The 22,595-nt window shown below is 69.6% G+C and carries 18 protein-coding genes and 2 pseudogenes; 9 read left to right on the top strand and 11 right to left on the bottom strand.

The window, feature by feature from the left end; all coding sequences use genetic code 11:
• Positions 1–584 precede the first annotated feature (584 nt).
• The gene (locus C6N31_RS40270) at positions 585–800 is read left to right on the top strand and encodes a DUF6243 family protein (RefSeq protein WP_187145197.1); all 216 of its coding nucleotides are present in this window, start codon (positions 585–587) and stop codon (positions 798–800) included.
• A gap of 158 nt (positions 801–958) precedes the next feature.
• Here the strand turns inward: C6N31_RS40270 and C6N31_RS45385 are convergent, their stop codons facing one another.
• The 4 genes and pseudogenes from C6N31_RS45385 to C6N31_RS40280 form a co-directional block, all read right to left on the bottom strand.
• A complete protein-coding gene (locus tag C6N31_RS45385; protein ID WP_269770876.1) occupies positions 959–1,090 on the bottom strand; it encodes a hypothetical protein in 132 nt (43 codons plus the stop codon).
• Positions 1,091–1,093: 3 nt separating this feature from the next.
• Positions 1,094–1,342: pseudogene (locus C6N31_RS45390) on the bottom strand (DinB/UmuC family translesion DNA polymerase); the annotation flags it as partial.
• A 15-nt stretch (positions 1,343–1,357) separates the two neighbouring features.
• Positions 1,358–1,972: a DNA polymerase Y family protein gene (locus C6N31_RS44720; protein ID WP_232486249.1), complete on the bottom strand. Its 615-nt coding sequence runs from the start codon at positions 1,970–1,972 to the stop codon at positions 1,358–1,360.
• A 5-nt stretch (positions 1,973–1,977) separates the two neighbouring features.
• Positions 1,978–5,427: a DNA polymerase III subunit alpha gene (locus C6N31_RS40280; RefSeq protein ID WP_198359466.1), complete on the bottom strand. Its 3,450-nt coding sequence runs from the start codon at positions 5,425–5,427 to the stop codon at positions 1,978–1,980.
• A gap of 207 nt (positions 5,428–5,634) precedes the next feature.
• On the opposite strand from C6N31_RS40280, the gene ku reads away from it, so the two are divergent.
• Both ku and C6N31_RS46290 read left to right on the top strand, forming a co-directional pair.
• A complete protein-coding gene (gene ku, locus C6N31_RS40285; protein WP_138351883.1) occupies positions 5,635–6,627 on the top strand; it encodes a non-homologous end joining protein Ku in 993 nt (330 codons plus the stop codon).
• Between the two features lie 381 nt (positions 6,628–7,008).
• A pseudogene (locus C6N31_RS46290) lies at positions 7,009–7,104 on the top strand (IS5-like element ISRhru5 family transposase); the annotation flags it as partial.
• Positions 7,105–7,191: 87 nt separating this feature from the next.
• On the opposite strand, the gene C6N31_RS44725 reads toward C6N31_RS46290, so the two are convergent.
• On the bottom strand, positions 7,192–7,674 hold the full coding sequence (locus tag C6N31_RS44725) for an RICIN domain-containing protein (protein WP_164297728.1): 483 nt from the start codon (positions 7,672–7,674) through the stop codon (positions 7,192–7,194).
• A gap of 837 nt (positions 7,675–8,511) precedes the next feature.
• Here C6N31_RS44725 and C6N31_RS40295 point away from each other — a divergent pair.
• Complete coding sequence (locus C6N31_RS40295; RefSeq protein ID WP_138351884.1) at positions 8,512–9,162, top strand: LysE family translocator; 651 nt, start codon at positions 8,512–8,514, stop codon at positions 9,160–9,162.
• A 617-nt stretch (positions 9,163–9,779) separates the two neighbouring features.
• Complete coding sequence (locus tag C6N31_RS40300) at positions 9,780–11,612, top strand: pectate lyase-like domain-containing protein (RefSeq protein WP_244809726.1); 1,833 nt, start codon at positions 9,780–9,782, stop codon at positions 11,610–11,612.
• Positions 11,613–11,958: 346 nt separating this feature from the next.
• On the opposite strand, the gene C6N31_RS40305 is transcribed toward C6N31_RS40300, so the two are convergent.
• From C6N31_RS40305 to C6N31_RS40320, 4 genes are all read right to left on the bottom strand, one after another.
• Positions 11,959–12,543: a hypothetical protein gene (locus C6N31_RS40305; RefSeq protein ID WP_138351885.1), complete on the bottom strand. Its 585-nt coding sequence runs from the start codon at positions 12,541–12,543 to the stop codon at positions 11,959–11,961.
• A 100-nt stretch (positions 12,544–12,643) separates the two neighbouring features.
• Positions 12,644–13,894, bottom strand: coding sequence for an ABC transporter permease (locus C6N31_RS40310; RefSeq protein WP_198359468.1), 1,251 nt, complete (start codon positions 13,892–13,894; stop codon positions 12,644–12,646).
• 23 nt (positions 13,895–13,917) lie between these two features.
• The gene (locus C6N31_RS40315) at positions 13,918–14,637 is read right to left on the bottom strand and encodes an ABC transporter ATP-binding protein (RefSeq protein WP_138352069.1); all 720 of its coding nucleotides are present in this window, start codon (positions 14,635–14,637) and stop codon (positions 13,918–13,920) included.
• A 5-nt stretch (positions 14,638–14,642) separates the two neighbouring features.
• The gene (locus C6N31_RS40320; protein ID WP_232486246.1) at positions 14,643–16,010 is read right to left on the bottom strand and encodes an efflux RND transporter periplasmic adaptor subunit; all 1,368 of its coding nucleotides are present in this window, start codon (positions 16,008–16,010) and stop codon (positions 14,643–14,645) included.
• Between the two features lie 252 nt (positions 16,011–16,262).
• Here C6N31_RS40320 and C6N31_RS40325 point away from each other — a divergent pair, with 252 nt between their 5' ends.
• Complete coding sequence (locus C6N31_RS40325; RefSeq protein ID WP_232486247.1) at positions 16,263–16,868, top strand: response regulator transcription factor; 606 nt, start codon at positions 16,263–16,265, stop codon at positions 16,866–16,868.
• Position 16,869: 1 nt separating this feature from the next.
• Positions 16,870–18,645, top strand: a complete 1,776-nt coding sequence (locus C6N31_RS40330; RefSeq protein ID WP_138351887.1) for a sensor histidine kinase — start codon at positions 16,870–16,872, stop codon at positions 18,643–18,645.
• Between the two features lie 161 nt (positions 18,646–18,806).
• On the opposite strand, the gene C6N31_RS40335 is transcribed toward C6N31_RS40330, so the two are convergent.
• Both C6N31_RS40335 and C6N31_RS40340 read right to left on the bottom strand, forming a co-directional pair.
• Positions 18,807–19,001, bottom strand: a complete 195-nt coding sequence (locus C6N31_RS40335; protein WP_198359467.1) for a hypothetical protein — start codon at positions 18,999–19,001, stop codon at positions 18,807–18,809.
• A 463-nt stretch (positions 19,002–19,464) separates the two neighbouring features.
• Positions 19,465–20,319 carry a hypothetical protein gene (locus tag C6N31_RS40340; protein WP_138351889.1) on the bottom strand — a complete coding sequence of 285 codons (855 nt, stop codon included), beginning with the start codon at positions 20,317–20,319 and terminating at the stop codon, positions 19,465–19,467.
• Between the two features lie 1,001 nt (positions 20,320–21,320).
• On the opposite strand from C6N31_RS40340, the gene C6N31_RS40345 reads away from it, so the two are divergent.
• Positions 21,321–21,929: an SMI1/KNR4 family protein gene (locus tag C6N31_RS40345; protein ID WP_187145195.1), complete on the top strand. Its 609-nt coding sequence runs from the start codon at positions 21,321–21,323 to the stop codon at positions 21,927–21,929.
• A 152-nt stretch (positions 21,930–22,081) separates the two neighbouring features.
• A complete protein-coding gene (locus C6N31_RS40350; protein WP_232486248.1) occupies positions 22,082–22,546 on the top strand; it encodes a hypothetical protein in 465 nt (154 codons plus the stop codon).
• Positions 22,547–22,595: the final 49 nt, after the last annotated feature.

A 22,595-nucleotide genomic window follows, 5' to 3' on the forward strand; every position in this document is an offset into this window, starting at 1 on the left:
ACACGAAGGCAACCGGGACGCACCGATATCGCCACGTTGAATCTTTACGACTCCAGTGGGTACGGCAGCGCTCCATGCGGTCCCGGGCAGCGCGGCGCCGATCGCCTCGCCTTGGCCCACAGACCAACGGCAGGACGGGGCAGGGGTGCCGGGCCACGTCTCGCATCGGATGGCTGGACTGACGTACCGGCTCGCTGCTGACGGGCGTCCCGTAACGGCGGGGCAACGGAGATGATCTCTCATACCGTCGGTGTGGTCGCGACCACTGACACCGTCCACAGCGGCCCGGTAACGCCCATCTGGACCTGCTCGGGGCGGGCGGCGCCCACTGACGGGTGCTGGCGGTGCTGAGATTCCTGGAAGGAAACGGCTGACCCCGGGCGCCCGGCGAAGACCCGGCCGACGCCGGGGCGGCGAGGAGGTTGGTGTGCGGGGCCGACGGAACCGGGTAACGTTGTCATGTTCTTCCAGACGCCGATTTACGAGTGAGAGCGTGATGGGCCTCTGCTGACGTCCCTCGACGTCGCCGCCCGTCCCCCACCGATGAATCCGTAGATCACTTCACATCATTACCGGGAGAACCCGTGACCGTGAGCAAGAACATCAACAATCCCGTGGGCATGGGCGGCGGCCAGCGCAAGAGGCTGTCCCGCGCCGAGCGGCAGAACAACGGTCCGCACCGCAACCTCGACCGTCAGGGTGCAGCGGACCAGAAGGCAGAGCTGCTGCGCAAGATGCGCGAGAAGGCAGGCGCAGCTGAGGGCACCGGGCAGGCGGGCGACGACACCGCACAGAGCTGACGCACCGCCGCCGCAGAGCGGCACCGGGGCAGGGCCCGGACCGCGACACGCGGTCCGGGCCCTGCGGCCGTATCAGGGCTCTGCTGCCGCACCGGGCGCGGCCGGTCCCGCTCCGCTCTCAGCCGAGCAGACATAGTGAGCTGGCTTACCGAAGCGGATCAGACATCCCGGCCTCGGAGTTTCGCCGCCAGGCTGGCCGGGCGTACGGCGCCGGGGCCGAAGCGGGCGTTGGCCTTGTCGATGGCCGGGTCGATGGCGAGGCGGTTCTCCCGGACTTGGTCCAGGCTCATCTGGTGTGCGGCGGTGTGGGCGGGGCGGAGTTGTTCGGCGCGCAGGGTGAGGGATCGGACGCGGGCGCGCTGCAGGCCGAGTGCCGCGTAGAGCTCGTAGGCGGCGGCACGGATGTCATCCCCGTGTGCTGAGGCTTCGGGCAGGGGTCGGGTTCGGGTGCTGGCCGAGCGGTCGGCGTAGCGGGCCGTGAGGAACAGGGCGCCGGCGATCTGCGCCTGTGACCGTAGCCGGGAGGCGAGCTGGTCGCTGAGGCCGAGGAGTACGCGTCAGTGCTGGTCGGGGTCGAGTTCGTCGCGGTCGAAGAGGTGCTCGGAGGTGATGGAGCGGGCGACGGGTTGCGGGGTGACGGGGCGGGGGTCGCGGCCGTGGGCACGGTCGTACAGGGCCTGGCCCGTGGTCGCCCCCAGCAGCCGCTGGGTCGTGAGCAGCGGCGCGTCGGCGAGGTCTCCGACACGGTGCAGACCGTGCCGGGTCAACGTCTTCACGGTGGCCGGCCCGACGCCGGGCAGTGCGCTGACGGGTTGAGGGCGCAGGTACATGGCGATGTCGTGCGGGTCGGGGCCGATGACGGTGATGTCGCCGGGCGGCGTCACGGCGGCGGCCATGCCGGCCAGCAGCCGATTGCCCGCGATGGCGAGCGTCACCTGGACGCCGTGAAGAGCCACCACCCGTAGGCGGATCAGCTCAGCGATATCCCGGGGGCTGCGGTCGAAATAGCGCAGCGCACCGGTGAGGTCCATCTGCGCACCGTCGGGTTCCAGCGCCTGGACGCGGGGACTGATGTTCTCCAAGAGCTCCAAGAGGTGCTGGTACAGCTCGGGGTCGTCGCGCGCGTTCCCGTGGAAGTGCGCGTGCAGGATGTGGCGCTGTACCGGCTGCATGAGGGTCACCCGCCCGCGCTTCCTGGGCTGGTGTGGCCGAGTCTGGTCAGGTTCGCGGAACGGGTGCCGGCGGGCTGCAGGTCGGCCCACGGGTGCAAGGTGGCGCCGCTGGTTCCGTTGGCGAGGGTGCGCTGCGGGGGCTGGGCGGGGGTGCTTTCGGGACGGGTGGTGTCGCCCAGGAGGCGCAGGACGGCTTCGGGTCCGTCGTCGCGGCGGGCGGCGAGGGCTTCGAGGTCCCAGACCCGGGTGCCGACCACGGTGCGGCGCGGTCCCCGGCGCTGGACGGTGCCGCGGACCAGGAGCAGACCGCTGTGGAAGATGGTGTGGGCACAGGCGGGGTGGGAGTCTTCGAAGAACGCCAGATCGACCAGTCCGGAGCCATCTTCCAACGTCACGAAGATGATGCGCTTGCCGGACGCGATGGGCGGGGTCTGCGTCGAGGCGCGCACCCCCGCCACCAGGACGGTCTGGCCGGATTCGAGGGCGCCCAGGTGGGCGGCGTCGGTGGCGCCGACCTCGCGCAGCAGTCGGTGGTGGTGCTCCATGAGGTGCTGGCTGACATCAATGCTCAGGGTCTCGAGCTCGGCACCCAGCGCTTCGCGGCCGGTCATCTCGGGCAGCCCGCTGGGGGCGGAGCTGGTGCTGATGTCCTGCAGCGGTAGCTGCCCGTCACCCTGGTGGCCTCGGGCGTGGCGGTGTAGTTCGGCGATCTGCAGGAGCAGATCCCGGCGGGTCAACGAGCCACGTAGGGCGTCCAAGGCGCCGACTTCCGCGAGGCGTTCCGCGGTCGGCCGTGCCGGGCGGGCGCGCTGCCACACGTCCTGCAGCGAGGCGTAGGGCTGGGCGGCCACCAGCCGGGCGACCTGGTCGTCGCTGATGCCTTTGACCGCGGACAGCGCCAACCGCACACCCCAGGTTCCGTCGGGCATCGGCTCCACGGTGTGGGTGGCCTGGGAGTGGTTGACGTCGACGCTGAGGACGGGCACGTTGTGGCGGCGGGCGTCCGCGACGATCACCCGCTTCGGCCACATCCCTGGGTCGTGCTCCAGCAGCCCTGCGTACAGGGCAGCGGGATGGTGGGCCTTGAGCCAGGCGGACTGCAGCGCCGGCACCGCGAAGGCGACGGCGTGTGCGCGGCAGAAGCCGTAGGCGCCGAACGATTCGATGATCTCCCACACCTCGTCCAGCACCGCCGGGGTGTAGCCCCGGGCTCCGGCCTCGCGTAGGAACCAGTCGCGCAGTTTCGGCAGCCGGTTCTTGTCGCCCAGGGCGCGGCGGGCAATCTCGGCCAGGGAGCGGTCACAGCCCGTGAGGGTCGCGAGCATGTCGATGATCTGCTCGTGCCAGATCGTCACCCCATAGGTGTCGGCCAGCACCGGTTCAAGATCGGGGTGCGGATAGGCGGGGGCGGCGCCATGGCGGGCGGCGATGTACTGCGCGGGCATCCCGCCGGCGACCGGGCCGGGGCGGAAGAGGCTGATGTCGGCGATGACGTCCTGCGGGTCACGCGGCTGCAGCCGGGCCAGAAGGTCTTGTTGGCCGGGGCTCTCCAGCTGGAACAGGCCGATGGTGTCGGATGCCTGGATCAGCTTGAAGGCGAAGAAGTCATCGAGCGGCACCTGATGGCTGTCGTCGAGATCAATGTGCTGGCCGGTGGTGCGCTGGATCTCGGTGACGGCGTGCGCCATGGCGGACTGCATCCGCACCCCCAGCACATCCAGTTTGATCAGCCCGAGGTCTTCGACGTCCTCCTTGTCGGCCTGCACCATCGGATATCCGCCGGGTGTGGGTTGCACCGGGAGCCGGTTCAGGAGGGTGGCGCTGCTGACGATGACGCCGCACGGGTGCATCGCCATCCCTCGCGGCAGCGCGTCCAGTCCCTCAGCGAGCTCCCACAGCGGCCCGAACTGGCCCGCCACCGCAGCTAGTTCGCGCAGTTCCGGCAGCTCGGCCATCGCTGAGGTGATGTCGCAGGCCCGGATGTGCGGAAAGGATTTCGCGATGCGGTCCACCGTGTGCGGGGCGATACCCAGGGCCATCCCGGTGTCGCGGAGCGCGTGGCGGGCGCGGTAGGTCTCGGGCATGCCGGTGACCGCGACGCGGTCCGTGCCGAAGCGTTCGATGATGCGGTCATAGACGTCCAGGCGGCGGGCGGACTCCACATCGATGTCGATGTCCGGCAGCGAGGTACGTCGAGGGTTGAGGAACCGTTCGAAGAGCAGGTGATGTTCCAGCGGGTTGGCGGTGGCGATGTACAGGGCGTGATTGACCATCGACCCGGCCCCCGAACCACGGGCAGCCACCCGAATGCCCATCTCCCGCACATCGGCGACCACGGCCGCGACGGTGAGGAAGTACGTGTCGTACTGCAGGCCCGCGATGACCGCCAGCTCCTCCTGAAGCCTCTGCACCGCGGCCGGATCGCGGTCCAGGCCGCGTCGGACCATGCCCGCCTCACACCGCTCCCGCAGCAACGCCGCCGCCTCAGCAGGACCGGTACCCGCGCCGACCACGCCCGGCTCGGGAAAGTGCGGGGTGCCCAGCCCCAGATCGGCCACCGGATCGACCCGGCACCGCACCGCCGTGCCTGCGGTCTCCGCCATCAGCTGCTGTGCGCGCTCCGGCCCGGCACCGGCGGCTTCGGCGATGCGGTCGGCGGCCGCGGTCATTGATGCCGCGTCCTTCAGCCACCGCTCCCCCGTGTCGAGGCGCCGGCGGTCGATGGGGCGCAGCAGCCGGGCGGCGTCCAGGACGTCCGCGAGGCGGTGCTGGTCGCGGTCGGCGTAGCGGACCGCATTGGTGAGCACAGCCGGGATGGTGAGCCGGTCGGCCAGAGTCAGGGTGCGGCCGGCCAGCCGCAGCGAACCGGGTCCGGTGCCCTGCAGCCCGAACCACACCACCTCCATCCGCAGGTTGTCGCCGGCCAGGTCCCGCCACGGGGCGAGGAGCTGCTCGGCCAGGTCCTCACGGCCGGCGGTCAGGGCGCGGACGGGTTCGGAGACCGGGCCGAGCAGAACCGTCAGCCCCTCCCCCGCGTGCTGCCCCAGGGCCGACCAGGACACCACCGGCAGGCCCGCGACCGTATCCGCGTACGCGGCGGAGATCAGGCGGCACAGGCGCGCCCACCCGTCGGCGTTCTGCGCCAGCAGCGTCACTCGCAGGGGCGCCTCCACCACATGGGCACCGCCGCGCACGGGGGTCCGACGACGAAGCTGTGCCCCGAGGGGCGCCTCGCAGTGAGGTGCGACGGCGATGTCGACGCCGAAGATCGGGCGGACGCCGCGGGCGTCGCAGGCCTTGGCGAACCGTACGGCGCCGGTGACATTGTCACGGTCCGTGAGCGCCAGCGCACCCATGCCGCGCTCCGCCGCCCGGCGCACGAGGTGATCGACGTGCGCGGCACCGTAGCGGGCCGAATAGCCCGACGTGGCGTGGAGGTGCGTAAACGACGACATCCGCACCTCCAGTGCTCACCCACACGCCCTCCCCACCGGAAGCACTCCGTCGCATCTCCACCATAACCCCCCATCCGTACATTCGTTCGATTGAGACTCTCTGTCACCACTCGCATCAGCTTGGCCATGGGACTGCAGTGCGGTCGCGGGGCGACTGCGGCGGTCGTAGCGTCGACACATGAGCCGCTCAGCTGAGGGAACGGTGCGATGAAGCCGCTGTGGTCCGGGACGGTCAGCTTCGGCCTGGTGTCCATCCCGGTGCGCCTCGGGTCGACGGTCAGCAGCCACAAGATCCCGTTCCGGCAGATGCACAAGGCGGACCACGGTCCGGTGCGGTACCGCAAGAAGTGCGAACTGGACGACACGGTCCTGAACCCGGACGAGATCGGCCGCGCCTACGAGACCGCCGACGGCACGCTGGTGGAGATCACGGACGACGAGCTCGCCGCCATGCCGCTGCCCACCGCGAAGACCATCGAGATCAGCGGCTTCCTCGACATGGCCGACGTCCCCATCGCCCAGTACAACAGCCCGTACGTCCTGCAACCCGGCCCCGGCGGGGACAAACCGTACGTCCTGATGCGCCAGGCCCTGGCCCGGTCCGGGAAGGCCGCCGTGGGGAAGGTGGCACTGCACAACAAGGAACACCTCGTGCTGATCTACGCCTACGAGGACGTCCTGATCGCGCACACCCTGCACTGGCCCGACGAGATGAAGTCACCGGCCGAGGCAGCACCCACCGGAAAGGTGGAACTCGCCGACAACGAGATCAAAGCCGCCATCGCCCTGATCGACGCCTTGGGCGAAGCCGACCTGGACGCCTACGAGGACCGGTACACCGCTGCGGTGGCGGACCTGGTGCGGGCCAAGGTCGACGGCGCCGAAGTCACTCCTGCCGGCACCCCCGCGCCCGCGGCCGGGAAGGTCGTGGACCTGATGCAGGCACTGGAAGCCAGCCTCGCCCAGGCCAAGGAGAACCGCGGCGAAGACGCCACGGTCCACGACATCGCCCCCGCGAAGAAGACCGCCAAGAAGGCGCCGGCGAAGAAGACCGCTGCCAGCCACGCCTCCACGTCCGACACCCACAGCCGCACGCGCAGCACACCCAAGGCCGGCGGCGAGGGAAAGAAGTCGACCGCGAAGAAGGCAGCCAAGAGGGCCCCGGCGAAGAAGGCTGTTGCGCGCAAACGCAGTGCCTGATGCCTACGGTCAGTACCCCGTGAGGGTCGACGAGCCCAGCAAGTTTCCGGGGCAGGTCGCCGCGTGAAGGCAGCGGACCATGCCGTCCGCACCCACAGTTGGCTGCCCCAAGGCTCCCCACCTCCTGACGGCCTGCCCCTCCTCAGGCAGGATCAGTGCTGGTGCAGTTCCGGGCGCATCGGCGAAGTCCCACTGTCGCCCACCTCGCCGGCCCCCAACTCCTCGACCGGATCCTCACCCAACTCCCCACCGGATACGCCCTCCTGTTCGGCCGCGACGCGCTCACCCAAGCCCCCCAGGCGGTGTCTTCAAACGGTCTTGAGTGATGGATCATGGTCGGGTGATACGTCGACATGACCTGTCTGATGCGAGTGGGAGTTCGTCCAGCCGCTGCTGCCGGTGTCGCTGCAGGGCAGGAAGCGGATGGACGACCGTACGGTGCTCAACGGCATCGTGTGGAAGTTCCGCACCGGAACAGCGTGGACGACCGCGCGACAATCGCCCAGCTACGGCGTCCCGGTGCAGCCCGCCGGAAAACCGGCGAGCCGCACCGGCAGACCTGGGTCAGTTCCAGGACCACATCTGCCATGCCCCGCCGTTGCAGGGGAACCACATCGCCTGCCTGCTCTGCCCGCCATCCAGGCACTTGGACGCGTCGTGTGCCCAGCGGAAGCGGTAGTAGGTACGTCCGTCGACGGTGCCCGCCTTCTCGACGGTCCACCTCTGCCAGTCGCCGCCGTTGCACGAGAACAGGCCCGAGCTCTGTCCACCGTCGAGGCACTGGCCCGCGTTGTCGCTCAGTTGGTAGGTGCTGTCAGTAGTCGGGGCAATGTCCCGCCAGATCTGCACCGGGGAGCCGTTGCAGCCCCAGGTGCTGACCCAACCGCCGCCCCCGTCAAGACACTCGCTCTTCGCGAGGTTGTACATCTCGCCGTTCCGCCAGGCGGCGCTGGCACTGCCCGCCGTAGCGGCGGTGACGCCGCCGGCAAGTGCGAGCGTGGCGGCGGCCGTGGCAAGGACGCGTCGGGTAGTTCGGAGCTTGAGCATGGTGCTGGTCTCCTCAATCTGACGAATCGTGCGCTGATGGGTCTCTGCAGATGCTTCCGGTCGCACCGGGCAGGCGTGGCAGGCAACTCGGTTGGGCCTCGGCCAGCGGAGCGAACCCAAGGAGCACCTGGAGCGACCGCAAGTAATGGCGTGTCGCCGCTGGTCAGAGGTCGCGTCCCCCGAAAGGAAACGCACCCCCGTTGCCCAGCCGAAAAGTACGAAAGACGAGTCGTGCCTGGCATTGATCAATCCGGCCACCTCCCCTGGTCGCCTCAAGCGCGGAATCCGAAGGCACGCTCCGCACGCATAGCCCGCCTATTGGTCTTCGGTGAGCACCGCTACGGAGACGCTATGGACACGTGTCCGTCGGCCGTCCTGGATTCGTCCTTGATTCGTCCTAGGCGGTGTCTTCAAACAATCTTGAGTAGTGGATCATGGTCGGGTGATACGTCGACATGAACTGTCCGATACCGAGTGGGAGTTCGTCTGTCCGCTGTTGCCGGTGGCGTCGTGGATCGACCATGCCCCTGGCCCCCGCACAACTCGGACGCAGCCCGTGCCGCCGCGCCTGCCCGCCCGGAGGCCATGGCCCGCGAGCCGTGGCTGGCGGTCGGCGACGTCGCTTGGCTCGACCACAGGCGCCGGCCGGTTGCCGGGCATGAGGACCTACCCGCGGAGCGGCTGTGCCGTGACGCGGTAGTGGGAACCGCAACAGCCCGGTGACTTGCATCTGTTCGAGCGACGGACCACCGGAGTTGGAGCCGACGGAGGATCGCGGGATGATCTTCTCCGGTCCGGCCGCGATAAGGTCGGCACAACCCTCGAAAGCAGATGCGAATGGTTGTCTCCCTCGGCGCGGTCGCCGCAGTGGCCGCGATGGAACTGGGCATGGCCCTCATCCCCGGCCCGAACATGATCTACCTGGCCTCACGGTCGATCACCCAGGGCCGCCGCGCCGGGCTGATCTCCTTGGCCGGGGTCGCGGTCGGCTTCCTGGTCTACCTCGCAGTGGCCACCGCCGGCCTGGCCACGATCTTCGCCGTAGTGCCGGCCCTCTACACCGTCCTCAAAGCAGGCGGAGCCGCCTACCTGCTCTACCTTGCCTGGCAGGCAGTCCGGCCCGGTGGCGCCTCGGCGTTCGCACCCAAGGAGCTGGCCGCAGACCGGCCGCGCCGGCTGTTCACGATGGGGCTTGTCACCAACCTCCTCAACCCCAAGATCGCCATCCTGTACGTGTCGCTGCTCCCCCAGTTCATCGACCCGGCGCGAGGGCACGTAGCCGCGCAGAGTTTCCTGCTGGGCCTCGTACAGGTCACGATCGGGATCACCGTCAACTGCACGGTCATGCTGGCGGCCGGCACGATCGCGGGCTTCCTCGGCCGGCGGCCCGCCTGGCTGCGAGTCCAGCGGTACCTGATGGGCACCGTACTGGCGGGGCTGGCCGTACACATCGCTGCCGACCGCTCCAAAGCGCTGGTCCCAGCCTGACCCCACTCAAGGCAGGGCGCGGTCCCCAGGTGAGCGGGTCACCCACGCCGAACAGGTGGTGGAGGCGATCGTGCCGCAGCCTGATGTGGACAGTCGCGGCAGTCGCCTGTGGTTCGCGTTCCCGGCCGCCGCCGCGTTCCCGGCCGCCCACCTCGTCTCGCCGCAGCCGGCCGGCATCCCGATCGGCAGAATCGTGGACCACGACGGACCTCGCGCGGTCATGACCGGCGGGTCCGTCCTGGCGGTGTCGTCTGTCCTAGTGATCGCTGCCGCCTCGAGCCTGGGGACTCACCGTCGCCTGCGTCCGGATGGAACCGCATGCCCTGGGGGGAGACGAATTCGCCCTCCCACGGCAGGACGCCCGGCGAGGTCCGCGATTGCCACGTCGACTTGGGCGGAGGCCGAGAGAGCCCGAAGTTCACCCACTGCTGCAGCCCGCCCGGTCGGTCCTGGGTGCGGAATAGTTGTCGCGGGCCGGCCGCCAACTCCCGGAACTCAGGCGGCTGCCCGCCTATTGACGCTGCATACCCACGGTGATTCACTTCCAGCCTGAGAGCGCTCTCCCGCGGCTGAGGGACCAGCCGCGGCCGCCCCATCCACCACGTCCAGGGAGAGCTGTGTCTGTCATTCCCACTCGCCGTACCGTGCTGCGCGGCGCTGCCGTCGCCGCTGCGATACCGCTGGCCGGCGGCATCTCCGCCGGATCGGCATTCGCGTCGTCGTCCGCGTCCGCCTCGTCGTCGCACGAGCCCGGAAACGTTTACGGTCACAGCGCCGCAGCACTCGGCCCGAACGTCCTGGTCTTCGACCCGTCCATGGGCGACGCCGCGATCCAGGCCAAGGTCGACGCCGTGTTCGCCCTCCAGGAGTCCAACCAGTTCGGCAGCGAGCGCTTCGCCTTGGCCTTCCGGCCTGGCACGTACAACGTCGACATCAACGTCGGCTTCTACACCCACGTCCTCGGCCTCGGCGCCGCCCCCGGCGACGTGGTGATCAACGGTCATGTCACGGTCGACGCCCAGTGGTTCGAGGGCAACGGCACGCAGAACTTCTGGCGCGCCGCGGAGAACCTGACCATCGTGCCGCCGGACGGCCTCAACCGCTGGGCTGTCGCCCAGGCGTGCCCGCTGCGCCGGGTCCACATCAAGGGCAACGCCACCCTGTGGCCGAGCCCGCCCGGCAACCGGTGGTCCAGCGGCGGCTACCTGGCCGACAGCGTGGTGGACGGCTATGTCGAGTCCGGCTCGCAGCAGCAGTGGCTGTCCCGCAACGACACCATCGGCAGCTGGACCGGCGCCAACTGGAACATGGTCTTCGTCGGCGTCCAGGGCGCACCCGCCCAGTCCTTCCCGACGCCGCCCCACACCACCATCGACCGCACCCCGGTCGTCCGCGAGAAGCCGTTCCTGACCGTGGACCGGCACGGCTCCTACCAGGTCTTCGTGCCCGCGCTGCGACGTAACTCCACCGGCACCACCTGGGCGAGCGGACCGGCCGCGGGCCGCACCATCGCACTGTCCCGCTTCTTCGTGGCCAGGCCCGGCGACTCCGCCGCCGAGATCAACCGCGCGCTGGAACACGGGCAGCACCTGCTGTTCACCCCCGGCATCTACAACCTGTCCTCGACGATCCGCGTCACCCGCCCCGGCACGGTCGTGCTGGGCCTGGGCTACACGACGCTGCGCTCGACACACGGCAATACGCTCATCGAGGTCGCCGACGTGAGCGGCGTCACCGTCGCCGGTGTGCTCGTCGAGGCGGCCTCGGCGCACACCCCGGTGCTGCTGCGGGTCGGCAAGGGGCGCAGCCGGCGCCGCCACGACTCCGACCCCACCGCACTCTTCGACGTCTTCGCCCGGATCGGCGGCGCCATCGCCGGCGGCGCCGGCGTCAGCGTGCAGATCGACAGCAACGACGTCTTCTGCGACCACCTGTGGCTGTGGCGCGCCGACCACGGCCTGGACGACACGGTCGGCTGGGCGGTCAACCCCGCCGACACCGGCTTCCTGGTCAACGGCGACCACGTCACCACGTACGGGCTGTTCGTGGAGCATTACCAGAAGTACGAAGTGCTGTGGAACGGCGACCACGGCCGCACGTACTTCTTCCAGAACGAGCACCCGTACGACGTGCCCACCCAGAGCGCCTGGGTGCACGGCTCCACCAAGGGCTACGCCGCCTACAAGGTCGCCGACCGGGTCAGGGAGCACCACGCCTGGGGTCTGGGCAGCTACTGCTTCTTCAACCTCAACGCGGACATCTACACCGACCGCGCCTATGAGGTCCCCGATTCGCCCGGCGTCGTCTTCACCGACCTGATGACCGTCTGCCTCAACGGCGCGGGCGGTGGCGGCATCGTGCACTGCATCAACAACGCCGGCGACCCCGTCCAGAACGGCTTCGGGACATACAACATGAAGGCGTACGGCAACGGCGAGAGCGTCGTCTGACGCCCTTCATCGCGCCAACGAACGCCGCGGGCGGGCTCCTCGAAGGGGCCCGCCCGCGCTGGCGGCGGGGGGCAGTTCGGGGCTGACGTAGGTCAATCGCTCCCCATGGATCGCGTCGCAGGGCTCTGGTCCGGCCGATCGCCAAAGGGGACCACGATCGCGCCGTCAGCCACAGCCACTCCGTCTTCCGGCCTCAACGGCAACGACGATATCGAGCTGGACGTGCCGGGAGCGGCGACGGATGGGCAGCGCGGCAGCGCCTGAGGACCCCGCCAGCGCGTCGTGCCGATTGGCGGCCACTGCCCTGCCCGCAGAGGCTGCCCGTGCGGCGGGGCGGCCCGGCGGGCTACTTCGCGAGGAACGCTTCGGCCTCGCACTTCTTGGCCCATGTGAACGCGTTGTCGTTCACGCTTGAGTCGTCGAACGCGAGCAATCCGTCGTCCTGGACGGTGGCTTTGACGTTGTGGGAGCGCAGGCAACTCACCCAGCGGTCCGCTTTCTCCCGGAATTCCGGATCCTCTCTGGCGGCCCGCATTTCCAGGAGTTCAGGCTCCTTGCTGCCGCAGGTCTTCTGGGCTTCCGCGTACGCCGCGTCCTGGCGCAACGGCCCTTTCCAGGTGCCGTCCGAATTCTTCAACATCGTGAGCCCTTTCCTGGCCAGGCAGTCCATCCATACCTGGTTCACCCGGTCCGACTCCTCCTCGGATGTGTCGGGCCTGATGAGGGGCCGCTCGGTCTGCGCCGATGGCGATGACGACGCCGAGGGCGCCTTGTTGGGGACGGCTACGCTGGCGACTGCCGTTTCGCGCGCCTCCTCGGTCGATTCCGCCCCGCCTCCGCATGCCCCGAGCAGGCCTATCGAGGTGAGCGCGGCGACGATTGCTCGCAGGCGCGCGGCGCCTGGTGAAGGGGGCGCATCGGCAGTGTGCATGGTGTGATCCTCTCCGGTGTGTTCGATGAATCCATAGGGGTGCGGTGGGGATATGTGGTGCCCGGGCGACTGCCGCGCGGTCCGGCCGCCGGGCGAGGTGTCATGCCGAGGCCAGAGCCGCGGTCGGGGACAGCCGGGAGGCGCGGACGGCCGGATAGACGCCGGCGACGATTCCGACGAGTACCGCGCCGCAGAGCCCGGCGCTCACCGCGGGGAGCGGGATGGCCGGCGGCCAGTCCTCGTATGCCGCGTAGCCGATGGTGCCGAGCACTCCGAAAATGATCCCGGCAAGGCCGCCGAGGCCGGACAGCACGATGGATTCGGTGAGGAACTGGCTGCGGATCTGACCCCGGTTGGCGCCCAGCGCGCGGCGTAGTCCGATCTCGCGGCGGCGTTCCAGGACGGAGATCACCATGGTGTTGGCGACACCGATACCGCCGACCAGCAGCGCGACACCGGCCAGGCCGATGAACAGCCCGGAGAAGGTGGCCTCGGTGGAGCGCTTCGCGGCCAGGGCGTCCGACGGTCTGCTGACCAGTACCTGGCTCGGGGAGAGCGGGTCGATCGTGGCGGGGAGTACCGCGTGCACGTCTTCGATCGCCGCCTCCTGCGCCTGGATGAACAGCTGCGTCGGGCGGCGGTCGAAGCCGAGCGCGGTGTGGGCTGACTCCCAGCCGATCAGGACGGCGCGGTCGATCTCCGGGGCCAGCGGGACGGTCCGCAGGATCCCGATCACGCTGAACCACCGCTCGTTGATCAGTACGAGCGGCGGGCTCTCACCGGGGCGCGGATCGGGGAAGCCCAGCCGGGCCGCCGCGACCGTGCCGAGCACGGCGGTGGGAATCGTCCCGGTGGCCTCGGAGAGGTAGCGGCCGGAGCGGACCCGCGCGTTGACCAGGTCCAGGAGGTTGGACTGGGCTGCGAGCACGGTCAGTCCTGAGGCGTCCAGCGGGCCCTGCCGGTCGGTGCGGCGCACCACGGCATGGGTGTTGGCCACGGCGGTCACGGCCTTCACGGGACCGATGCGTCTGACCATCGCGACCGACTCGGCGGGGAACGCGACCGGCCGGCCGTTCGAGGCTTGGCTGTCAGCGACCGCCTGCAACCTGTCGGTGCCCAGCGCGGTCAGCTCCGCGTCCAGGGCCTTCTGGCTGGAGGCCGGGATGCCGGTGACCACGATCATGGTGGCGATGCCGATGGAGATGCCGAGGGCGGACAGCGCCGCCCGCATCCGCCGGGTGTGGATGCCGATCAGCCCGAGCCGCAGCAGATCGGCGGGCGAGAGCCGGACGGGCCGGTGCAGCGGGGTGGTCACGGAGCGCTTGCGCGGGCTCGTCGGCAGGTCGCGCATCGAGCCGCGCCGTGGGGTCGGCTTCACGGCGCGACCCCGATGGTGTCCGGGTCAGCGGTGCAGGGGCCGTCGGCGGTGTCGGTGACGATGCGGCCGTCCTGGATCTCCACCCGCCGCGGCAGTCGCGCGGCGATGTCCCGGTCGTGGGTGATGAGCGCGATCGTGGTCCCCTCCTCATTGAGCTGGGTGAGCAGTTCCAGCACGGCGCGCCCGTTAACGGTGTCCAGCGCGCCGGTCGGCTCGTCCGCGAGAACGAGCGTGGGCTCGTGGACGAGGGCCCGCGCGATGGCCACCCGCTGCCGTTCGCCGCCGGAGAGCTGGTGCGGCCGGTGACCGGCGCGGTGGGCCAGTCCGACCCGCTCCAGCGCGGCGAGCGCGAGCGGGCGGCGCCGCTTCCTCGGCACCCCGGCGTAGAGCAGGCCGGTGGCCACGTTCTCGGTGGCGGTCAGCCCCTCGGACAGGTGGAACTGCTGGAAGACGAAGCCGAGCCAGCGTCCCCGCAGTGCGGACAGCTGCCGGTCCGGCAGCGTGGTGACGTCCTGGCCGGCGATCACGACGCTGCCGCGGGTCGGCCGGTCGAGGGTGCCCATGATGTTCAGCAGCGTGGACTTGCCAGAGCCGGACGGGCCGACGATGGCGAGCAGTTCGCCGTCCTGTATCTCCAGGGAGACCCCGGCCAGGGCGCTGACCCCGCCGGGGTACTCGACCGCGGCGTCGCGGACCGACAGTACCGAAGTGCCCAGGGCCGTCACGACGACGTCACCACCTGGGTGCCCTCGGCGATCCCGTCCCCGCTGATCTCGGCCATCCCCTTGGCGATCAGGCCGGTCTTCACCGCGACCGTCCGCCCGTCGGCGGTGCGCAGCCCGTAGCCGCCTTCGCGGAGCGCGAGCAACGCGGCGACCGGAACGGCGAGCACTCCGGGCCGCGTCTCGGAGACGAACTCCACCTGGACCGGCCCCGAGTCGAGCTTCTTCACCTTGCCTGGGTCGGTGAACGAGACCGTGACGGTGACCTTCGCCGGTCCGCCGTTCCCGTTCGCCGACTGCTCGGCATCGGTGCCGATGTCGGTCACCTTGCCGGCGGTCGAGGTGCCGTCGGGGAGTTTCACGGTCACCGGGTCGGCGCGTTTGATGGAGCCCGCCTGGGAGGCGTCCACCGGCACGGTCACGGCCTTGGCCGTCGAGGTCACCTTCAACAGCGGTGCGGCGACCGGGTCGCCCACCTGGGCAGCGGCACTCTCCACACGGACCGCACCGCTGAGCACCGCTACGTCACCGGGCTCGATCACACCGGTGGACGGCACTCCTTGGGCGGTCTGCCAGCACTTGATCGCGGCCACCAGAGCCCGGGTGAGTACGCCGTCCCCGGACTTGACGCGCACCTGCGTGACCGTACCGGGGCTTCCGGTAGGCCCCGTCCCGGTCGTGGCCCCGCCGCGGCCGGTCGCGGACGGCCGGGGGGCCGGGCTTCCGCCACTGGGTGTCCCCTTGCCGGGGGCGGGTGAGGGCTTGGCCGAGGCGGTCCCGTCCGGCGCCGCGTCCGGCCCGCCGCCCGCCGATGCCGTACCGTCCGCCGGAGCGGTCACGGTGACGACCTGTCCTGGCGAGGGCTGGACCCCGATGTCGTACGTCAGGGCCCGCAGGTTCTCGGCGATCACTTTCACATCCCGCCCGACCGTGTTCTGGCCCGCGAGGCGCCGGTAGAGCGGCACGGCGCCGTAGAAGACCGGCACCGCGCGGTCGTCGACCCGATAGAGCACCTGGCCCTGGGTCACTGTGCTCCCACCGGGGGCCAGCCATGTCACGATGCCGCCCCCCGCCCCCTTGACGGTCTGCGGCTTGCCGTAGCCGAGCGTTCCGTCGAGGGACCGGCTGTCGGAGAGATCCATCCGGACGACCTTGACCGTACCCGCCGACGGATCCGCCTTGGACGGTGTGGAATTGCCGCCTTCCCCCCACGGCACACCCACCGCGATTCCGGCCCCCGCCAGCCCCGTCATCAGCACGGCGGCGACGATCCGGACACGGCGGCGCCGGCTCCCTGGCGCACTGGCGCCGATGGTGGTGGGGTCCTCCTCCGTTCCGGTGGCGGGTTCCGCCTCTGAGCGGGTCACTGCGAGAGCCCCGCGGCGATGGGGCCAAGAGGCACTCCTGCCGCGCCGCCGGAACGCCGGCCCTCGTCCGTCGCGCGGGTGCGGCCCCGGACGGGACGCCACACGGGCGGCGCGGCGGCTTGAGCGATGTCGCGGATCATTGAAGACGACTCCCAGAGTGACGCGGACACTGCCACCGGGTGCACGGACGCATCACGCGGTCCCAGGTGGTCGGAGTCGGGCCGGGGCCCGGCTCCGGGTATGGGCTCGACGATGCCGGACCGGATTCAGGGCGCCCGGCGGCTCCGGCCGGACCTGCTCCTGCTGGACGTGATGATGCCGAAGGTCGACGGCCTCGACGTGTGCCGGATCCTGCGCCAGGAGTCCGCCATGCCGGTACTGATACTGACCGCCAGCTCCACCGAGGAGGACCTGCTGATCGGTCTCGACCTCGGTGCCGACGACTACATGACCAAGCCCTACAGCCCACGCGAGTTGATGGCCAGGATCCGGACCCTGCTGCGACGGGTCGAACGCGCCGCGCCCCCGGACGACGGAGTCCTGAAAGTGGGCGCGATCACGGTGAACCCGCTCCGCCACGAAGTGCGGGCGCCCTCCGGAGAACTCGTCACCTGCACCCGTGGCGAGTTCACGATCCTGTCGGCCATGGCAGCCGAGCCCGGCCGGGTGTTCACCCGCAAGCAACTCCTGGAGCGCACCCGGGGCTGGGACGTCTCCTCGACCGATCGCACCGTCGACATGTACATAATGAACCTGCGCAAGAAGCTGGAGCCCGACCCGCGCCGCCCCGTTCACCTGGTGACCGTCTACGGCGTCGGCTACAAGCTGACCGCAGGACCCGACCCCAGCAGGCGATGACGTGGGCCGTTTCGGGGTACCGCTGCACACCAGCCTCTTCGCCCGGCTGCTCTTCGCATCCCTTCTGGTCGCGATCTGCTCGGTGGCCGCGACCACCTGGCTCGCCGTCACCACCACCACACGAGCGATCAACACGGAGCAGGGCCGGTCGTCGAAGGCCGACGCCCGCATCTACGACGCCCTGATCGGCTACTCGGCCACCCACACCGACTGGGGCGGGGTTCAGGGACTGGTCCGCGAGCTGGCAGCGGGAACCGGCAGGGCGATCACCCTCACGACCTCCGCCCGTACCCGCATCGCGAGCTCGGAATCGACGGTCCTCCTTCCGGACAAGCCATCCGCCTCCATCGACCCGCTGCGACTCGATCCGGTCCTGTCCCAGGAGAGCGACGGCCCCATCGACCCGCGCGCGGTCGGCCCCTTTCTCCTGGAACAAAAGGAGCAGGACCAGGAGCGGTTGAGAGTGCGCAAGATCACCGACTGCCTGACCTCCAGGCAGATCGCCGCCAAGGCCGTCCTCCTGCCCAGCAGACGTTTCACGATCCAGCTCACCGGGCCCGAAGCCGACAGCCGGGCGAAGCTGGCGAAGGACTGCGGCATCGACCTGCTCAAGCTGCCGTTCGGATCGGAGGAACTGCCGCTCACCCAGGTCGGCGAACTGGCCTCGGAGTGTCTGCGACAGCAGGCCAGACCACCTGTCGAGGTGTTCCCTGACTTCTCCTGGCGCTTCCGCGGGAACAGCGACAAGGAGAACTCGGACCGCGCCGCACAGGAGTGCGTGAACGACGGCCGCCGACAGCAACTCCGCCCCTACGTCTCGCCCCCCGTTCTGCTGTTCGTCTCCGATCGCGGAAATCCGGGCGGAACCTCCATCGAACTGTCGGCGGCGAACACCCTTCGGATCTCGGGCGCCGCGGGCATCGTCCTCACCGTCGCCTGCGCCGTGACCGTCCTGCTGGGCCTCCGGCTGGTCCGCCCGCTGCGCGCCTTGATCGCGGCGGCCCAGCGCCCGGCCGACGAGGCGGTGCGGGTCCCGGTGCTGACCCAGGACGAGATCGGACGTGTCGCCGTGGCCTTCAACGACCTCGCCGAGCGCAGGGAGACCCTGGAACGGCAACGCAGAGCCATGGTCAGCGACGTAGCACACGAGCTGCGCACCCCGCTGACCAACATCCGCAGCTGGCTGGAGGCGGCCCAGGACGGTCTCACACCGGCCGACCACCATCTGCTCGCCCTTCTGCTGGACGAGGCGATGCTGCTCCACCACATCATCGACGACCTGCGCGACCTCGCCGCGGCCGAAGCCGGAAGCCTCGTACTGCACCGTGAAGGGCTCCAGGTCCGTCAGGTACTGGAGCAGGTGGCAGCGGCCCATCACGGGGCCGCCGGCCCGGCAGGCGTCGCGCTGTTCATCGACGCCGCAGAGCAATTGGAGGTGTACGCCGACCCGGTGCGACTGCGTCAAGTGATCAGCAACCTCGTCTCCAACGCGATCAGGCACACACCGAACGGGGGCCGCGTCGTGCTGCGATCCCGTGTGGAGGGCGACGAACTGCTCATGGAAATCGCCGACTCCGGGAGTGGCATCGACCCGGCAGATCTGCCGCATGTCTTCGACCGGTTCTGGCGTGCGGACAAGTCCCGCACCCGGCAGACCGGCGGCAGCGGCCTGGGCCTGGCCATCACCCGCAAGCTGACCGAGGCGCACGACGGAACAGTGTCGGTGACGAGCGCTCCCGGCCTCGGCTCCGTCTTCACGGTCCGGGTGCCACGGTAGAAGCGGGGTTGTGGGACAGCCCTCAGGAGGTTCGGCGGGGGCTCCTTCGCACCGGATCCGATCGGCTGAGCGCGTTGCCGCGCTGTCGGCATCACGGTCCTGGACCTGGCCGTGGCGCGAGAGCAGACGTGGGATGCCGCAGGCTCAATATGCGGCGCACCTCAATCCGCCCGTCCGGATGGGGTGATCGCGGCCACTACGGCAGCGGCGGCCGGCCGCCGAAGTTCGACCCGCAGAATGACAAGGCTTGCGTAGATCGCGATGATCTCGGTCCGGGCCAAGAAGCAGCTTTCGCATGCAGCCGCATGCTGGTCGAAGTCCTTGAAGGCTCCGTATTTGACGTTGTCGTTCAGCACGGCGACCAGGTGACGGCAGTCCCGGCTGGGGGCCTGCGCGGCATAGGTACGGAGGTACGCCTCGTAGAGGCCACCGAGGGCTCGAGCGGACGGGGGTCCGCTGTGTCGGGGCTCAGTTCCGGTAGGGGTGTAGTGAGTCCGGCTTGTCTCCCGAGGGTGTGCAACAGGATTCTCTGCGACAGTTCGGGCAGGTTATGGAAGGCCTGCATCATGGGCGATTCGACTTCGTCAACCGCCGGCTCGGACACAGATCTCCTCCTGCGTAGGTGGGCTCTCCGGGTGGGCCCGGACTCCGCGGACAGGGCGTCCCCGCTCGGCAAATTGCGCCTTGGGTAGGGCCGGTCCCCAGGTGCCCGCAGAGAATCGACCTGTGAGTTGGGGACCTGCCTTCGTGGGCGGGGCCGGGCCGGGCAGTCCGCTGCCCGACCCGGCCCGGGTCCGAAAACCGGGCCCGAGAACAGCGTCAGCGGGCGCGATATGTGTAGACGGCGGTGGAGGCGGCGCACTCGCCGGGCGGGATCATCTCGACCCGCAGGGTGCGAGTGCGGGCGTCGTAGTCCACGCCTTCGGTCTCGAACCCGGTTCCCGCGCAGGCGGAGCGCTGCGGGAGCGGGAGGATGACGGAGACGTGGCCAGTGACGGGCTTGCCGTCGAGTGCCCGGCCGAGGTCCACCTGGAACAGCGGGCGCTCCACCGGCCACAGCGACAGGGTGCTGTCGTCGGAGGCGCACACCAGGCGCCTCGCCGAGACGAAGTCGCAGCCCTGGATGTCCCGTACGGGGTGGTCCAGGGAGATCCGGCCTGCCTCGGGAAGCTCGCCGCCACCCGCGGGCGCCCGGGTGTTGAAGACCGGTGCGGGAAAGACCAGGAGTCGGTCCTGCTGGTCCCACTCGCCCGAGACCAGCCACTGCGCGTCGGGGGAAACGGCGGCGAAGGAGTTGTTCATCCGCTCGTCGCCTTGGAGCTGATGCGTGTAGACGAGGCGCTTCCCGCCCGGGGTGGTGACGGCGAACATCTTGGCTGTCGTACCGCCATTGCCCTGGTAGGCGTCGAAGATGTGCTGGCGGGCGATCTCCGGGTCGCCGATGTGGGTCCAGCCCTGGTCTCTGAGGTCCTGGGGGATGGAGCCGCCGCCCCGGAAGAGCAGGCTGTGGTTGCTCCAGGACGCCAGGCCCTGCCCACCGGCCTGCGAGTCGACATACGAGACACCGGTCTCGGTCCACCGGTCAGCGGACGGGGAACAGGAGGCGACAGCGGTCGCCGTTCCACTGGCGGTGGCCAGGGCGAGTGCCCCGAGGAGTACGAGGAACTTCTTCATGGTTTTTCAGACCTTCGTCTCAGTAGAGAGGGGGTTGGTGCAGAACCACGTGTCGAGCCAGGGGTTGCCGTGGCCCGGCACGTGCGGAATCGGTCCGTTGGGGTCGGTCGAGGCGCCCCGGCATCCCGCCCGTTGCGCTTGCCGGCGCTGCCGCGCAGCCAGGGATGATGCTGTGCGGGCATGGCGGGTGTCTCTCTCCTCTTCGGGGGAACGGCGGGTGCTGGAGCGACAAGGAGGGTCCAGTCCGTGCGGTGGGTGCCCCGGCGCGACATGACGCGCCGGCAGGGGCGGGAGCCACATGGGGCGGGCTGAAGTCACCGTGGGCGACGCGGGTGTGGATCACCGGCAGTCGAGCGATATCGGTTCGCCGTGGTGCCCGGCAGCGCCATCACACAAGTGCCGCCGAAGAGCGACGCGGCCGCACCCGGAGCGGCTCGCACACGAGCGGGTCAGCACCTGTCACGAGAGCGCTCCGCTTCAGCGCTCAGTGGGCCGCTTCCGATCGGTGCGTGCCATCGGCTAAGACTCGGCCGGGAATTCTCATGCGCTTCATACCTTGCGGTCCGGTCGTCCAGTCGGGGTGGAGCAGCCTGCGCGCGATGGAGACGCCGACTTTCGAGATGCCGCCGAAATCCCTCCGCATGTCCGGCGGTGGCCTCCGACAGCCCCTCCCTTCACGTACACGCAACGGCCGGCCGCCCCACGGGGCGGCTGTCGGCCGGCGTCTGCAGCCTCCCGTAGCTCCGTACCTTCCGGGTGAATCGCCCCTTACTGTCAGGGGCGAGCCAGATGGCCGTCCGACGCCCGCTGGAGCGGCACCTACGGGTTGTCGAGAGAGCGTGCCTGAGGCGCAGCAGCACACCGCTGAGGGTGTCACCGTCCTTCCGGTTGCCGGGGATCATGGCACGAGCAGTGGTTCAACGGGCGGCACCTTCGCTGGCCCAGTCACGGGTCCGCCGGTGCGGAGCGCCTTGTCAGAGCTCCCTGAGAGACTTCCGACCATGACCTCGATTGATCATGAAGTGCGTACGTCGTGGGATCGCATCGATGCCTGGTTCAGGGACCGCCTCCACAAGCCCCCCATAAGACCGGCTGCGGACGAGGGTCAACTCCGCGCAGTCGAGGCAGATCTCGCGATAGCACTCCCCACCGAAGTACACGAGTGGTGGACCCTGGACGGTGTCAGCGCCGACTTCTGGATCCCTGGATCGTATGCTCCGGTGGGCTTGGACCAAGCCCTGGAGACGCGAGAGATCTGGTTGCTGGTCGCAGAACAGGAAGGGGCATCCTTCGACGCGAACGGTGAACCAGAGCCACGGTTCCTGCCGTCGTTCCTGCCGATTGCGATGAGCCCCGGCGGTGACGGACTCATCGTCGATCTGCGGCTCGGCGACTGCCATGGCGCAGTTCTCCTGTGGGACCACGAGACGTGGGTGCCCGGCGTGCCGCTGTGGAGCTCGGTGGGTGCCATGCTCCAAGACACCGCTGCCGCCCTCGAATCAGGGAAGCCGGCCTTGCTCCGGCACGCTGCCCTCGGCGGCACCGAGGAGGCCTGCGTCGCTGTCGTCGGAAACGCCGGCGAACTGGTCTGGGAAGCAGGTGAACACTGACGGCCTGCGCCCCCTGACCAAGGAGCCTTCTGTTTGACGGCTCCGGGCTCCTGCACACCCAGGGCGCGTACTTGGTTGTGATCACTAGGTGGTCCGAGTGAGGTGCACGATCCAGATATGGTGCCCCCGGAGTCAGGCATGAGGGGATCACGTTGGAGCGACGGAAGCTGATAGGGATCGGGGCGGGGCTGGCGGTCCTACCCGCCTGGTGGATCCTGCGTCAGGTGGCGAACGGGGCCAAGGGAGACTGGCACACCGACACCGCACCGCTGGAGCGGGCGTTCCCGTTGCTGGGCACGCTCACCGACGCCAAGTGGGTCAGTAGCCGTGACAACGACCGGGGCATACCATCTCCGGAGCTGGTGATCTCGGGCTTCGCCCGGCTGGTACCGGGGAAGGTTGCCGAGTTGACGGCGGCCCACGCCTTCGTCTCCGAGAGGCCGGCCGATGACTTCTCCTCGTGGTTCGAGAAGCCGCTCCAGGGAGAGGGTCCGGAGAACCCGCAGTGGACCCGGTCGCACGAACTCGACCGTGACGGCAGCGGCTATTCCACCAAGCTGTGGTTCGACCGTCGCAGCGACACCGTCCGATTCTGGGCACTCAACCCGTACGGCTAGGTGTATTGACCCGCAGGGTTGTTTGCGCGGGTGATGGGTGGGTTTCCGC

This window comes from Streptomyces fildesensis, assembly GCF_016107395.1.
Taxonomy (GTDB): domain Bacteria; phylum Actinomycetota; class Actinomycetes; order Streptomycetales; family Streptomycetaceae; genus Actinacidiphila; species Actinacidiphila fildesensis.